Here is a 14,009-nt window from a genome sequence, read left to right on the forward strand (position 1 = left end):
TTTTTAAGTGATTCTACTTCTTTTAAAACTTCGATCATTTCACTAAAAACTGGTCGAGGTACACCAACCAAGCGCTGGAATTCAGAATCTGAAAAACGATTTAATTTGTGATATCTCATGAAATTTAAATTGAGGTGGTTTTTTACTTTCGCAAGAGGTCTATTTCATTTATATTTTTTTAAGCACATAAAATCATAACAACTTTAATAGTTTTAAAAGATTAATATTAAATAAAATTTTTGTCATCTCAGCATAGACTATATATTTCGAGAAGATCTCAAAATTACATTTTTGTCATTTTTAAAAATAATTAATTAATAGTGATAAAATTTTTAAGAGAGACAGAGAATAACCAAAAATTTCATCAGTTTAGTAGTCAAATTCCTAGACTCTGTTCAGTACTAAAACATAGCTTTTACTTCCAAATTATTTAAAGGAAAAAATTATGATGAAATTCAAAAACATTTTTTTGGGCTTATGTATCGCAGCCGCGTCATTGAATACATTTGCACAGCAATCCGATGAACACAAAGATCACCACCCTGAAAAAACAGCACCATCTGCAGTAACAATTAAGCAAACAGTTACCAGCACCACTGCTACAGATAAAATGGCTGCAATGGATCAACACATGAAGGCGATGCAAGCCATGCATGAGAAGATGATGGCTGCAAAAACCCCACAAGAACGTCAGAAACTTATGGCTGAGCACATGAAACTCATACAAGGAGGTATGAGTATGATGAAACAGATGGGCAGCCAAAGCATGAATGCAAATATGGCTGACCGTCAGCAGATGATGGAAAAACGTATGGACATGATGCAATCCATGATGCAGATGATGATGGACTGTATGCCTCCGTCAGCAACTAAATAGTTACCCATGAATTAGGGGAAAAGCACCATGAATCACCAACACCAAGAAAATAATTCAGTACCTAACTTCTGGTCTACACGTTATGCCATTGGTCTAATCGTGCTGGGTGGTATCGCAGCTTATTTTCTATTAACGGAACATTTAGCCCACGTTATCGGTGCTTTGCCTTATTTATTCCTTTTAGCGTGTCCACTGATGCATATTTTTATGCATGGTGGTCATGGGCATAACCACTCGCAGCAAAAAAAATCCGATATATCTGATAACAAAAAATAGCTCTTATCAGGAGATCCATCATGAATCATGCGGAATCGGCTTATGGTTTATGGACGCTGGTTATCATTAACTCAGCAGTTTTTATCATGTTCGCTTTCAGTTTTTTTAGACCTTCCACTGCGCGCGATTGGCGTACATTTGGGGCCTTTTCGGCTTTTATCATTGCTCTATTTGTCGAAATGTATGGTTTTCCTTTAACCATTTACCTGTTATCTGGTTGGCTTCAAACTCGCTTCCCTCAACTTGACTTACTTTCTCATAATGCAGGTCACTTGTGATCAACGCTATTAGGTGAAAAAGGTGATCCACATTTTGGCATTTTGCATATCGCCAGTTACGTTTTCTTGGGCTATGGATTTTACCTGTTATCAACGTCATGGCACGTGCTGTACAACGCGCAACGTCAGCATTCTTTAGCGATCACAGGCCCTTATGCACGTATACGTCACCCACAATACGTGGCTTTTGTGATGATCTTGCTGGGTTTTTTATTGCAATGGCCAACTTTACTGACACTGATTATGTTTCCAATCCTACTCTTAATGTACAGCCGCTTGGCAATTAAGGAAGATGCTGAAATGAGTAAACAGTTTGGCGCTGTCTATGACAGCTATGCTCAACAGACTCCGAGATTTATTCCAAAATTCGGCCATAAAACCACTTTTCCATAAGAGAATTATTTATGTCAGATCAAAAAAATCATAACCAGGACCATATGGCACAGGCTACAACAGACGTACTGAAAGACCCAGTCTGTGGTATGACCGTCACTGAAGAATCGAAATACCATGAGGAATTTAAGGGGAAAACTTACTTTTTTTGCAGTGATAAATGTCAATCAAAGTTTCATAGCAGCCCGGTGCAATATATCGCTAAACCCGCAACGACGACTGCCGATGCACATACACAGCATCATCAGACTGTTCAACACGTTAATGCGGCAAGCACAACAGGTACGACCATCTATACATGCCCAATGCATCCAGAAATCAGGCAAGATCATCCTGGAAACTGTCCTAAATGCGGAATGACACTGGAGCCACTCATTCCTGAATTAGAGGAAGATGAGAATCCGGAGTTACGTGATTTCCGCCGACGCTTCTGGTGGACACTGCCATTGACCATCATCGTGACTTTTTTGGCGATGTTTGGTCATCAAATGAACCTGTTCAATATGGCTGTTCAGAGCTGGATTGAACTGGTGTTGTCACTCCCAATTGTACTTTGGGCAGGTTGGCCATTTTTTTCCCGGGGTTGGCAATCGGTTGTGAATCGCAGCCCGAACATGTGGACGCTGATTGGTTTGGGCACTGGAGCTGCATTTATTTATAGTGTGGTCGCAACCATTGCACCGCAAATCTTCCCAGACTCATTTATTTCCATGGGTCGTGTCGCTGTTTACTTTGAAGCTTCAGCGGTCATCATTTCATTGACCCTACTGGGACAAATATTGGAGTTAAAAGCACGTTCGCAAACTTCTGCTGCAATTAAGTTACTCCTTGGGCTCGCTCCTAAAACAGCTCGTCGAATCCTGCCTGATGGAACTGAAGAAGATGTTCCTCTAACGCATGTCCATGTAGGAGATTTACTCAGAATTCGCCCAGGTGAAAAAGTGCCTGTGGATGGTGTAATCACTGAAGGAAGTAGTTCAGTGGATGAATCGATGCTGACAGGTGAACCTTTACCTATCACTAAACGTATCGGCGATAAAGTCATTGGAGCTACCCTGAATACCAATGGTTCATTGATCATGCGTTCAGAGAAAATTGGTTCAAGTACCATGTTATCCCAGATCGTACAGATGGTGGCGCAAGCTCAACGATCGAGAGCACCAATGCAACGTATGGCTGATCAGGTAGCAGGTTGGTTCGTCATGGCTGTAGTGACCATTGCCTTGCTTACCTTCTTTGGATGGGGACTATTCGGCCCAGAAGAATCAAGCTGGGTTTATGCATTAATCAATGCTGTGGCAGTACTCATTATTGCCTGTCCTTGTGCACTAGGCTTGGCAACTCCAATGTCTATCATGGTTGCGACGGGTCAAGGTGCTACTCATGGTGTGCTGTTCCGTGATGCAGCAGCCATTGAGAATCTACGCAAGATTGACACACTAATCATCGATAAAACAGGTACGTTAACTGAAGGACGCCCTGTATTCGATCGTGTAGTTGCCGCATCAGATTTTGACGAATCTGAAGTATTACGTTTAGCCGCCAGTCTTGATCAAGGCAGTGAACACCCGCTAGCCGAAGCGATTGTAAACGCAGCACACGAACGTGGCCTGTCTCTTGAAACACCAGATAATTTTGAATCGGGCTCAGGGATTGGTGTTCGAGGTCAAGTGGGCGATCGTCAGTTAGCTTTGGGCAACACAGCACTGATGGAGCAATTGGGTATCTCGGTACAATCTCTGATTCCGCAAGCCGAAGAGCTGCGTTCGGAAGGTGCAAGTGTGATGCATCTAGCCATCAATGGTGAATTGGCCGGTCTGCTTGCAGTATCCGATCCCATCAAAAAAAATACCCCAGAAGCACTTGCCACCCTAAAGGAAGCGGGTCTACGTATCGTGATGGCAACAGGAGATGGTCTCACCACTGCTCGTTCAGTCGCAGCACGTCTAGGCATTGATGAGGTACATGGCGAAGTCAAACCCGCAGATAAACTAGAACTGGTCAGCAAATTGCAGAAGGAAGGTCGCATCGTGGCTATGGCTGGTGATGGCATCAATGATGCACCAGCCTTGGCTAAAGCTGATGTCGGTATCGCTATGGGAACCGGGACTGATGTTGCAATGAATAGTGCCCAAGTTACGCTGGTCAAGGGAGATTTACGAGGGATTGCTGTTGCCCGTTCACTTTCGGAAGCTACTGTCGGCAACATGAAACAGAACCTCATGTTTGCTTTCCTTTACAATGCTTTGGGTATCCCTATCGCGGCTGGCGTACTATATCCATTTACCGGTTGGTTGTTGTCACCGATGATTGCCGCCTTGGCTATGAGTTTGAGTTCAGCTTCAGTCATCACGAATGCTCTTCGCCTGCGAAATAAAAAGTTATGATAGAGAGTTCTTTTCTTCCACCAGATGTACCAGGTCTTATTGCAGCACTTGCCATCGGCCTGCTCATTGGTTTAGAACGAGGATGGCACGATCGTGAATTGCCCGAGGGCAGCCGAGTAGCAGGCCTACGTACCTTCACATTGACAGGATTGCTCGGAGGAGTGCTCGGTCATTTACAACCAAACTTCGGGCCTTGGCCGCTGGTCGCGGCCGTATTAGGGCTTTCCTTATTATTAACAGTGTCCTACGCGCGTACCGCAAAACTTTCCGGTAATCTAAGCGCTACCACGACGATCGCGATGCTGTTGACATTAGTTTTAGGTGCATATGCATCCCATGGTAATGTTACTTTAGCATTAACCGCGGCTGTCATCGTGGCTGTATTTTTGGATCTCAAGCCAACCTTACACGGTTGGCTACGCTTGATAGAGCATCGTGAATTAACCGCATCCCTGCAGTTGCTGGTACTTTCTGTCGTTATATTACCCTACTTACCCAATACGGGTCTGGGACCTTTTGCTGCATTAAATCCTTACCAGTTATGGTGGGCAGTGATCCTGATTGCCGGACTCTCTCTGGCAGGTCATTTTGCCATGCGGCTTACTGGTTCAGAAAGAGGCATATTCTGGACAGGTCTATTGGGTGGTTTGGCATCTTCTACAGCTGCAACTGTCGCACTGGCACGCTATACACGCCAGCACCCCGTCATGGTCAGTGCTGCTATTTCTGGAACATTGGCTGCCTGTGGCATCATGTTTTTTCGTATGGTTGTGCTGATAGGCGTCATTGAGCCAGCATTGCTAAGCACTTTTGGTGGTGCAATGATGATTGCGGGAATCCTTCTGCTGGGTATGGCATTGTGGAGACAACGCCAAATTACCAGCGCTGAAAACAACGATCGAACAATAGAAGCAATGGCTCCCTTTGATCTTGGGACAGCATTCAGCTTCGCTGCTTTCCTGGCTGTCATGGCAGTCTTGGTCCCGGCAGCAAAACAATGGTTGGGCACCAGCGGCATCTTCGTATTATCGACTATTTCTGGGCTAGGAGACGTAGATGCTATTTTAGTCTCACTTGCCCGCCTGCATAGTACTGAAGGCTTAACAACAAATGTGGCTGCTGTCGCGCTAGGGCTGGCCACACTGAGCAACATGTTAAGCAAAGCGACAATTGCATGGATGACAGGGGGGCACAGTTTGGCCGAGCTATCATATTTGGCTACACAATTGCCATGATAGGTGCTGGCGTAGCTCTGGCTCTCAGTTTGAGCTTTATGTAAGGTCAACTCGGGTAAATGGAAGAGGTTCAAAAAATGAGTTAAAATGATTCCCCTTGCATGGATTCACTTTGAAAAACAATGGTAAAAATGATTCGACCATTGAGGGATTCAGCCTGGATGGTCGCCCCAAGCATATCAAGAATAGATTTTGTTATGGCAAGCCCTAAGCCGGTTCCTTCTTCTGTTCTTTGTCTAGACGCATCTGTTCGATAAAAACGATCAAATAACCTGGATAGTTGTTCAGGAGAGAGTTCAGGGCCTTCATTTTCAATTGAAAATATTGTGTTATCTAAATTCTGTTGAAGTTTTATCTGTATTGTAGAATTCTTGTTTCCATATTTAACTGCATTAGACAATAGGTTGCTGAGTGCGCGACGTAACATAGCAGGATCACCTTTTACATTGCCAGATCCTGTTTGTTGAAGTGTCATATTTTTTTCGGCAGCTAGAGCGTCATAGAAATCAAATAAAGCGGTAACTTCTTTAATGAGGTCAATATTCTGTAAGTTCTGTAAATTTAAGTCATGTTCTGCTTTTGCCAAGAAAAGCATATCGGACACCATTCGAGCCAAACGTTCAAATTCTTCTAAATTAGAAAATAGTACTTCTTGATAGGTACTGGTATCTCGTTTACGGGCAAGACATACTTGAGTTTGGGTCATTAAATTATTAATCGGTGTTCTAATTTCATGCGCTAAATCAGATGAAAAATCGGAAAGTTTTTCTAAAGCTGACTCTAGTCTGTCCAGCATAGCATTGAAGGCAATTGCTAATGATTTTAGTTCTGTTGGTGTATGCTCAACTTCTAAACGTTCTGAAAGATGTTGAGCAGAAATTCCTTGTGCGACCTTAGCCATTTTTTGCACTGGTCTTAAACCTCTCCAGGTTGCAAACCAACCTAAAAACATTAAACAAATTGTACCAGCCAAACCAATATACAAAAGTTGACGCTTAAAATCTTTTAGAAAATGTAGATGTTCTGATGTATCGATCCCCACAATAATTCGTACAGATTGTATTTCAGAATTTCTATTTATACCTGTAGTGTAGATCATGCCACGATAGGTCTTATTTTGAACTTGCCATTTAATCCATGAATTATTTGCTGACTTGATTAAATTTTGAGTATTAATGATTGAGGATGCTGAACTAAATAAAACTTTACCTGTCGGTCGTTCTATTTGGACCATAAGATCATGGTGTCCAACTAACGCATCTCTTAAATAAAGATCAAGTTCTGGAGAATTTTTAGGATGCTGTTGGAGAAGATTCTGAATAAGCTGGATTTTACCTTCTAATTGGGTACGATCTTGCGTTTCAAAATGATGCATCACTAATTTATGGATGAAAAACCCCATCATAATGAGAATGCATATAGTCGATAATGAGAAAATAATACCAATACGAAAACTGATAGATTTGAATAATTTATTATTCATCTTCTACCTCTAATACATACCCCATTCCTCGAATATTCTGAATTAACTTAGGGGTAAAATTACTATCTACTTTATTTCTTAATCGTTTAATAGCGACTTCAACTACATTTGTATCACTATCAAAGTTCATATCCCAAATTTGAGATGCAATAAGTGCTCTTGGTAGAATTTCACCTCTTCTACGCATAAAAAGCTCCATAAGCGCAAATTCTTTAGCCGTCAGATCAATGCGTTGACCTGCTCGTGTTACCCGACGTTTTCTCAAATCGAGTTCTAAATCAGCAATCTTAATAATATTATTATCTTCTCTTTGTTGCCCTCGTCTAAGGAGAGTTTTGATTCGAGCAAGAAGCTCTGCAAAAGCAAAAGGCTTAACTAAATAATCATCAGCGCCTAGCTCTAATCCTTTTACTCGATCTTCGATTTGATCTCGGGCGGTAAGAAAAAGAATGGGCATTGTTTTACCGCTGCTACGAATATCATTGATAATATTCCAACCATTTAGTCCAGGTAACATCACGTCTAAAATAATTAAGTCATACTCTTCAGAAAGAGCTTGATGTTTACCCGTTAACCCATCTGTAACCCAGTCCGTAATATAGCCAGCTTCGGATAAACCTTGCTTGAGATAATCACCAGTTTTTTGTTCATCTTCAACTAATAGTATTCTCATCTCAGAATCCTAAGTTATTCATTAAAACTATAATAACGTTATAAAACATCTGATCGAGATAGATTACAAAAATGTCATTTTCAAGTCACTTAGATGTTCAGTGCTTCACTTTATTGTAGTAGCAAGAAATTAACTTTTAGAGAAACTTATGAAAACTGTAGTGCGTCGTAGTCTAACAATTTTAATGTGTGCTGGAACTTTAATTGCTGGTACTCAATCTTGGGCAAAAGATGTATCAACCTCAAGTGCCACTAAAACGGTAAAAGCACAGGAACCTTGTACAAAACCTTGTAAAATGGAAAAAGATGACAAGACTCAGCAAGATCATAGCCAACATCAGTCTCCTAACTCATCTGACATGTCAAAAATGGATCATGCTATGATGAATATAGACCATTCTAAAATGGATCATTCAAAGATGAATATGCCTAGTAGCAATAAATAATTTTATAAATAGCGAGAAAGAAGTATTAAAGTTTATACTAAATATTTGCTTTATTACTTCAATCTTGACCTTTCTAAAGGTGAGATAGAATGTCAAAAAAGTTAAGTCATATACTCTTAATTGGAGTTGGTTTATTTTCATCAACTTGGGTAATGGCGGCAGTTAAAGAATATGATTTAACAATCGCTGAACAAACTGTAAATATCACAGGAAAACCAGTTGAGAGAATTACTGTAAATGGTAAATTCGTTGCACCACTTCTTGAATTTGAAGAAGGTGATGAGGCCGTTATCCGTGTTCACAATAAGTTAAAAAATCAGGACTCTTCAATCCATTGGCATGGCTTATTATTACCTGGAATTATGGATGGTGTACCTGGATTTAACAAATTTAATGGCATTGCCCCTAATACAACTTATGAATATAAGTTTAAAGTCCGCCAAAATGGTACTTATTGGTATCATTCACATAGTAAAGGACAAGAACAAGACGGTTTATATGGTGCTTTTGTTATTTATCCTAAAGATAAAACTCCACTAACAGCTGCTGAAAAAACCGATAAAGATTACGTTGTTTTGCTTTCTGATTTTCATAATTCAACAAGTGATCAAATTATGAAAAATCTTAAAAAAGAAGCAGATTACTATCAGAACCGTCGCGAAACAGTATTCGATGTATTAAAACAAGTTAAACGTGATGGATTAAAGGCAACTTGGCAAGACCGCTCTATGTGGAATCAGATGCGAATGCTGAAAACAGATATGTCCGATGTGACTGGTTATACATTTTTAATGAATGGCAAAACACCTCAGCAAAACTGGACCGGTAACTTCAAAGCTGGTGAAAAAGTTCGCCTTCGTTTTATTAATGCTTCCGCTATGTCATTCTTTGATGTACGCATTCCAAACCTAAAAATGACTGTAGTCAGTGCTGATGGTCAACCTGTAAAGCCGGTTCCTGTAGATGAGTTCCGTATTGGTACTGCTGAAACCTATGATGTCATTGTGGAACCAAAACAAGCACATTACCAAATTGAAGCTGAATCTATTGATCGTACCGGTTTTTCAGTGGGAACATTACATGAAGAAAGCAGCCCAGCAGTCAAACAAATTGAGATGCCTAAATCTCGCCCTCGTTCTTTATTGACTATGGAAGATATGGGAATGAATCATGATATGTCTTCTATGAAAGGCATGAATCACGATATGTCTTCTATGAAAGGTATGGATCATGATATGTCTTCTATGAAAGGCATGAATCACGATATGTCTTCTATGAAAGGTATGGATCATGATATGTCTTCAATGAAAGATATGAATCATGATATGTCTTCTATGAAAGGCATGAATCACGATATGTCTTCTATGAAAGGTATGAATCATGATATGCCGATGAATAGCGCTACTGTTAAGGCGGCTTCAGACAAGAATGATAATACCGTATTTGGATGGGCAAATGCTTCAACACCTGAAGGTAATAAAGCATTGCAATATAGTGATTTGCAATCGTTAGATCCTCAAAAAGACACTCGTGCAGCTGAACGTGAAATAGAGATCCGTCTTGGTGGAAACATGGAGCGTTATATTTGGACAATAAATGGTAAAAAATTTAATGAAGCCGACCCACTAGTGGTGAAGTATGGTGAACGTATTCGCTTAAAATTTGTCAATGACAGTATGATGGCTCACCCAATGCACTTACATGGCATGTTTATGCAGCTTGAGAATGGTCAGGATCCAAGCAATATGCCAAACAAACATACGGTAATTGTTCCACCTGGGAAAACGATAACCACTCTACTCACAGCTGATGAGTTAGGTGAGTGGGCTATTCATTGTCACCTGCTTTACCATATGAGTGCAGGAATGATGAATAAACTAATTGTCGCCCAAGTAGACAAAGATAGTGTTTCAAAAAATATTGTTGCTCAGCCCCCAATAAATGAGAAGGGAGTAAATCCACATGCAAATCACTAAGAATTTCTTCTCAAAAACAGTCTTATCAATTGCATTAATAAGTATATCAAACTTAACTTTTGCTAATAGCAGCACTTCGGAACAAGAAAGTAATATTACAAATGGTATGAGAGTCTTATTACAGGAGTCTGGTGGCTTAAGATATAGCCCCCAAGAATTGTATCCAGAATATTATTCAATGGAAAATGCAAATGGGGGAGATAATATTATTCTGACCGCAAGAAAGAGATCAGCCCCATCTCATGATGATCATCTTAAAGAACATGGCGGACAAATTTATCAAGCAACAAAACTTGAAAATGCATGGATAGTTGATGAAGATGGTAAGGGTACACTAGGAACGAAGTTTGAAACTTTGATTGGGACAGATGAAAATCGTATATTTATCGAAGCGAATCTAGCAAAGCCAGAAAGCAGTGATATTAATTATGATATATCTGCACTCTATAGTCGTAATGTAGCCCCATTTTGGGATGTGCAAACAGGTGTTCGATATAGTGAAGATAAAAATAACAGCAGCAGCGATCGAGTGGATGGGGTTATTGGTATATTAGGTCTAGCTCCTTATTTCTTTGAAACACAAGCATATCTTTATGGCGGTGAGAATAATTTTTGGGGAGCAAGTTTTGAATTAGAACGTGATTTGCTTTTAACTCAGAAACTTATTACTCAACCTTATATCGAAGCAGATGTAATATTTAGCGATGATTCTAACTATGCTGCAAAATCAGGTTTATCAGAACTAAAAACTGGTATCAAAACCCGATATGAGATTACTAAGCGAATTAAACCTTTCATTGATGTTGCTTACCAATATGAAAAAGGACAGAAAGCCACTTCTATGCAAGAGGCAACAGAGTCTGAAAAGGGATGGAAATATGGTGCAGGCATCGAATTAGTTTTTTAAAATAGTATGATTTGGATTGTATTAGTTCAGACTTGATCGTACATGCCAACGAGTTTAAAGATGGCCCCGACAATTTCCATGTCGATGTCAACGCGTTTATTCCACGTTTGGTTTGGATGACACCAAAACAAATTGCAGGCGGTCAATTGGGCTTCTATGCCGCACAGCCCTTGGTGGATGTGCGTTTAGATATTGGGGGGATGTTAGATTCCAATAGTGGTCTGGGCGATCTGATGATCGGTACCATGCTGGGCTGGCATAAAGGCAATCATCATAGTATTGCAGCCTTGGAAGGGGTTTTGGCGACTGGTGATTATGAAGATGCCCATCCACAGCGTCCTGTAATTGCTAATTTGGGCAAGAATTATCATACCATTCGCCCAATTTTTGCCTATTCCTATTTGCAGCCAAAAGGCTGGGAGTTTTCCACTAAACTGTCTTATAGCTTTAATACGGAAAATGACGATACCCATTATCAATCTGGTGAGTATTTTGCAGGGGATTATAGTGTGGGTTATCAGTTGAATGATCAGCTAAAATTGGCACTAGAAGGCTATGCATTTAAACAGACCACTGATGATGAGGTGCACGGAGAAAGTATTGGCATGAAAGGACAGGCACTGGCGTTTGGCCCTGCCATTCAATACAAACGTGATAACTGGTCGTTGGAAGCTAAGTTTTTAAAAGAAACTGAAGTAGAACATCGTCCTGAAGGACATTCCACCACCTTAAAAATGGTTTGGACATTTTAATGACTAATTATTCTTACTTAACCTGAGTTAGATATAAAAGCCTTGGCCTTTTAAAACATTGTTTATTAACATAAAATTATATAAGTCAAGGCTTTTTAATGGATCCATAAACTGTTTTAACTGCAGTACAAAAAATTGGGCTAACACATGATCAACTTGCCATGATTCTTGATATAAATTTATCGATAACCAATATAGATTGTTGCAGATTCTCATTAGAGTAATTTTTAAATAAGAAGGAAATTGTTGGAGAAATTTTAGTCTTTTTTTGATTTTCTGAAATAAAGACTTATTTATTGTAAATACATTTATTGCTTTCAGATCTTGTAAGAAACATATTAGTTTTTTTTGAAAAGCAATTTATGACTTTATCATTTCGATCTGTAAAACAGCCCTAGCTACGTAGTGATCTGAAATAACTCTGAAAATACAGTTAAAATACGCGGTTCAATTTACCGTAGTCTCCTTACGGAATTGGCAGAAAGATTGTCAATGCCAGATCTGAACTTTCGGCAACTCTCTGGCAAAATTTCCTTGCAGCCCTGCATTTAACTGCTTAGCGCAATCTGATAATAAATAATAACAAACCCTCCGCGCAGTTAGCATACAGTAAGTAAAGGAATGGTTGACTGTGATCATAAAAATAGCATATCAAGCCGGAGGGAAACTAGATGGCTAAGTATAGTAATATCAATAGTTTTAATACTTTAGAAACATTAACCGTCGGTTCAGGACACTATCAGATTTTCAACCTGTCCAAATTGCAAGTGCAGTTAGGTGACCTGTCCCGACTACCAAAATCAGCCATCTTTAAAAGTCTTGCTAGAAAATTTACTACGTTTTGAAGATCACCTCACGGTGAAAACCGAGCATATTCATGCATTGGCAGGGTGGCTAAACAACCGAACCTCAGAGCAGGAAATCCAGTATCGTCCGGCACGGGTGCTGATGCAGGATTTTACCGGTGTTCCCGCAGTGGTTCATCTTGCCGCGATGCGTGCCGCAGTGGCCAAAGCCGGTGGTGACCCGGAAAAAATTAATCCGCTGTCACCGGTGGATTTGGTTATCGATCACTCGGTTATGGTCGATTACTTTGCCAACCCGCAAGCTTTTGAGCAGAATGTCGCAATTGAGATGCAACGCAATGGCGAGCGCTACCAGTTTCTACGTTGGGGGCAGGCTGCACTCAATCAGTTTCGCGTGGTGCCGCCAGGAACCGGGATTTGCCATCAAGTCAATCTGGAATATCTAGCACAAGTGGTCTGGCGTAATGAGGTCGATGGTCAGCGCTTTGCCTTTCCTGATACCTTGGTCGGTACCGATTCACATACTACCATGATCAATGGCTTAGGCGTGTTAGGCTGGGGGGGAGGCGGCCATGCTGGGCCAACCGATCTCCATGCTGATTCCGGAAGTGATCGGCTTTAAGCTTACCGGTAAACTCAAAGAAGGGATTACCGCAACTGATCTGGTACTGACCATTACCCAAATGCTGCGCCAAAAAGGCGTCGTTGGAAAATTTGTCGAATTTTATGGCGATGGTCTGGCCGATTTACCCTTGGTGGATCGTGCCACGATTGCCAATATGGCACCGGAGTATGGTGCTACCTGTGGCTTTTTCCCGGTTGATGAGGTGACGCTTTCCTATTTACGTTTAACCGGACGTCAGCCGGAAAGAATTGCCTTGGTAGAAGCCTATAGTAAGTTGCAAGGATTATGCGCAATCCGGGGGATGAACCGGTCTTTACCGATACGCTGGCTTTAGATATGTCGACGGTGGAAGCCAGTCTGGCGGGTCCGAAACGCCCGCAGGATCGTGTACTCTTGTCACAAGTGCCAAAAACTGAACCGTACCGGGTTTGTCGGAAACTTTTTATTTAAGTTAGGCCACCTGACCTAACGGGTTAATCTGATCATAGTAGATTGCTTCAAACTCAAAAGGCGACACATAACTCAATGTACTGTACTGTGTACACGCTTTTTATTGAACCAATCCACCCAATTTAATGTCGCAAGTTGTACATCTGCTAAACCTTGCCAGTCTGCTTTTAGATATTCAATCACCTCTGTTTTGTATAACCCATTCACTGTTTCAGCCAAAGCGTTATCGTATGAATCACCCGTTGTACCGACTGATGCTCGTAAATTTGCTGCTTCTAAACGATTGGTATAGCGAATGGAAAGATATTGCACACCTCTGTCGGAATGATGAATCACATTCTTTGGCATACCTCGATCATGCAATGCTTGTTCTAATGCATCAAGCACCATATCTGTATTCATCCGTGTAGATACTTTCCATCCAACAATTGCTCGTGAGAACACAT

The 14,009-nt window shown here is 40.8% G+C and carries 9 protein-coding genes and 5 pseudogenes; 10 read left to right on the top strand and 4 right to left on the bottom strand.

From position 1 onward, the window contains the following. Positions 1-119, bottom strand: a pseudogene (locus FTV32_RS14635) (IS5/IS1182 family transposase); the annotation flags it as partial. Positions 120-445: 326 nt separating this feature from the next. On the opposite strand from FTV32_RS14635, the gene FTV32_RS14640 reads away from it, so the two are divergent. The 5 genes and pseudogenes from FTV32_RS14640 to FTV32_RS14660 all read left to right on the top strand — a co-directional run bounded on the left by FTV32_RS14640 (position 446) and on the right by FTV32_RS14660 (position 5,490). Next, positions 446-877, top strand: a complete 432-nt coding sequence (locus FTV32_RS14640; RefSeq protein ID WP_180029034.1) for a hypothetical protein — start codon at positions 446-448, stop codon at positions 875-877. A gap of 27 nt (positions 878-904) precedes the next feature. After that, entirely contained in the window at positions 905-1,153 is a 249-nt protein-coding gene (locus FTV32_RS14645; RefSeq protein WP_004695740.1) for a DUF2933 domain-containing protein, read from the top strand. Between the two features lie 20 nt (positions 1,154-1,173). Further along, a pseudogene (locus tag FTV32_RS14650) lies at positions 1,174-1,824 on the top strand (isoprenylcysteine carboxylmethyltransferase family protein). Between the two features lie 11 nt (positions 1,825-1,835). Further along, the gene (locus FTV32_RS14655) at positions 1,836-4,211 is read left to right on the top strand and encodes a heavy metal translocating P-type ATPase (RefSeq protein ID WP_180029035.1); all 2,376 of its coding nucleotides are present in this window, start codon (positions 1,836-1,838) and stop codon (positions 4,209-4,211) included. Then, positions 4,208-5,490 (top strand): annotated as a pseudogene (locus tag FTV32_RS14660) (MgtC/SapB family protein). The gene FTV32_RS14655 and the pseudogene FTV32_RS14660 overlap by 4 nt, the downstream one beginning before the upstream one ends. Before the next feature lie 38 nt (positions 5,491-5,528). Here the strand turns inward: FTV32_RS14660 and FTV32_RS14665 are convergent. Continuing rightward, positions 5,529-6,929: a heavy metal sensor histidine kinase gene (locus FTV32_RS14665; RefSeq protein ID WP_035269987.1), complete on the bottom strand. Its 1,401-nt coding sequence runs from the start codon at positions 6,927-6,929 to the stop codon at positions 5,529-5,531. Further along, complete coding sequence (locus FTV32_RS14670) at positions 6,922-7,602, bottom strand: heavy metal response regulator transcription factor (protein WP_004679347.1); 681 nt, start codon at positions 7,600-7,602, stop codon at positions 6,922-6,924. The genes FTV32_RS14665 and FTV32_RS14670 overlap by 8 nt, the downstream gene beginning before the upstream one ends. 148 nt (positions 7,603-7,750) lie before the next feature. Between FTV32_RS14670 and FTV32_RS14675 the strand changes: the two genes are divergently transcribed. The 5 genes and pseudogenes from FTV32_RS14675 to FTV32_RS14695 all read left to right on the top strand — a co-directional run. Beyond that, positions 7,751-8,047, top strand: coding sequence for a hypothetical protein (locus tag FTV32_RS14675; protein ID WP_180029036.1), 297 nt, complete (start codon positions 7,751-7,753; stop codon positions 8,045-8,047). Positions 8,048-8,136: 89 nt separating this feature from the next. After that, a complete protein-coding gene (locus tag FTV32_RS14680) occupies positions 8,137-10,023 on the top strand; it encodes a copper resistance system multicopper oxidase (RefSeq protein ID WP_180029037.1) in 1,887 nt (628 codons plus the stop codon). Next, positions 10,010-10,930, top strand: a complete 921-nt coding sequence (locus FTV32_RS14685; protein WP_180029038.1) for a copper resistance protein B — start codon at positions 10,010-10,012, stop codon at positions 10,928-10,930. The genes FTV32_RS14680 and FTV32_RS14685 overlap by 14 nt, the downstream gene beginning before the upstream one ends. Before the next feature lie 11 nt (positions 10,931-10,941). After that, positions 10,942-11,682, top strand: a complete 741-nt coding sequence (locus tag FTV32_RS14690; protein WP_180029039.1) for a transporter — start codon at positions 10,942-10,944, stop codon at positions 11,680-11,682. A gap of 671 nt (positions 11,683-12,353) precedes the next feature. Next, positions 12,354-13,527, top strand: a pseudogene (locus tag FTV32_RS14695) (aconitase family protein); the annotation flags it as partial. A 37-nt stretch (positions 13,528-13,564) separates the two neighbouring features. On the opposite strand, the pseudogene FTV32_RS14700 reads toward FTV32_RS14695, so the two are convergent. Continuing rightward, positions 13,565-14,009 (bottom strand): annotated as a pseudogene (locus FTV32_RS14700) (DDE-type integrase/transposase/recombinase); the annotation flags it as partial.

Origin of the sequence: Acinetobacter sp. YH16032 (assembly GCF_013417345.1) — a bacterium.
GTDB lineage: Bacteria > Pseudomonadota > Gammaproteobacteria > Pseudomonadales > Moraxellaceae > Acinetobacter.

Bases quoted from the DNA above. Each gene is read 5' to 3' on its own strand.
- FTV32_RS14640 (WP_180029034.1), top strand. From the start codon at position 446: ATGATGAAATTCAAAAACATTTTTTTGGGCTTATGTATCGCAGCCGCG.
- FTV32_RS14645 (WP_004695740.1), top strand. From the start codon at position 905: ATGAATCACCAACACCAAGAAAATAATTCAGTACCTAACTTCTGGTCT.
- FTV32_RS14655 (WP_180029035.1), top strand. From the start codon at position 1,836: ATGTCAGATCAAAAAAATCATAACCAGGACCATATGGCACAGGCTACA.
- FTV32_RS14665 (WP_035269987.1), bottom strand. From the start codon at position 6,929: ATGAATAATAAATTATTCAAATCTATCAGTTTTCGTATTGGTATTATT.
- FTV32_RS14670 (WP_004679347.1), bottom strand. From the start codon at position 7,602: ATGAGAATACTATTAGTTGAAGATGAACAAAAAACTGGTGATTATCTC.
- FTV32_RS14675 (WP_180029036.1), top strand. From the start codon at position 7,751: ATGAAAACTGTAGTGCGTCGTAGTCTAACAATTTTAATGTGTGCTGGA.
- FTV32_RS14680 (WP_180029037.1), top strand. From the start codon at position 8,137: ATGTCAAAAAAGTTAAGTCATATACTCTTAATTGGAGTTGGTTTATTT.
- FTV32_RS14685 (WP_180029038.1), top strand. From the start codon at position 10,010: ATGCAAATCACTAAGAATTTCTTCTCAAAAACAGTCTTATCAATTGCA.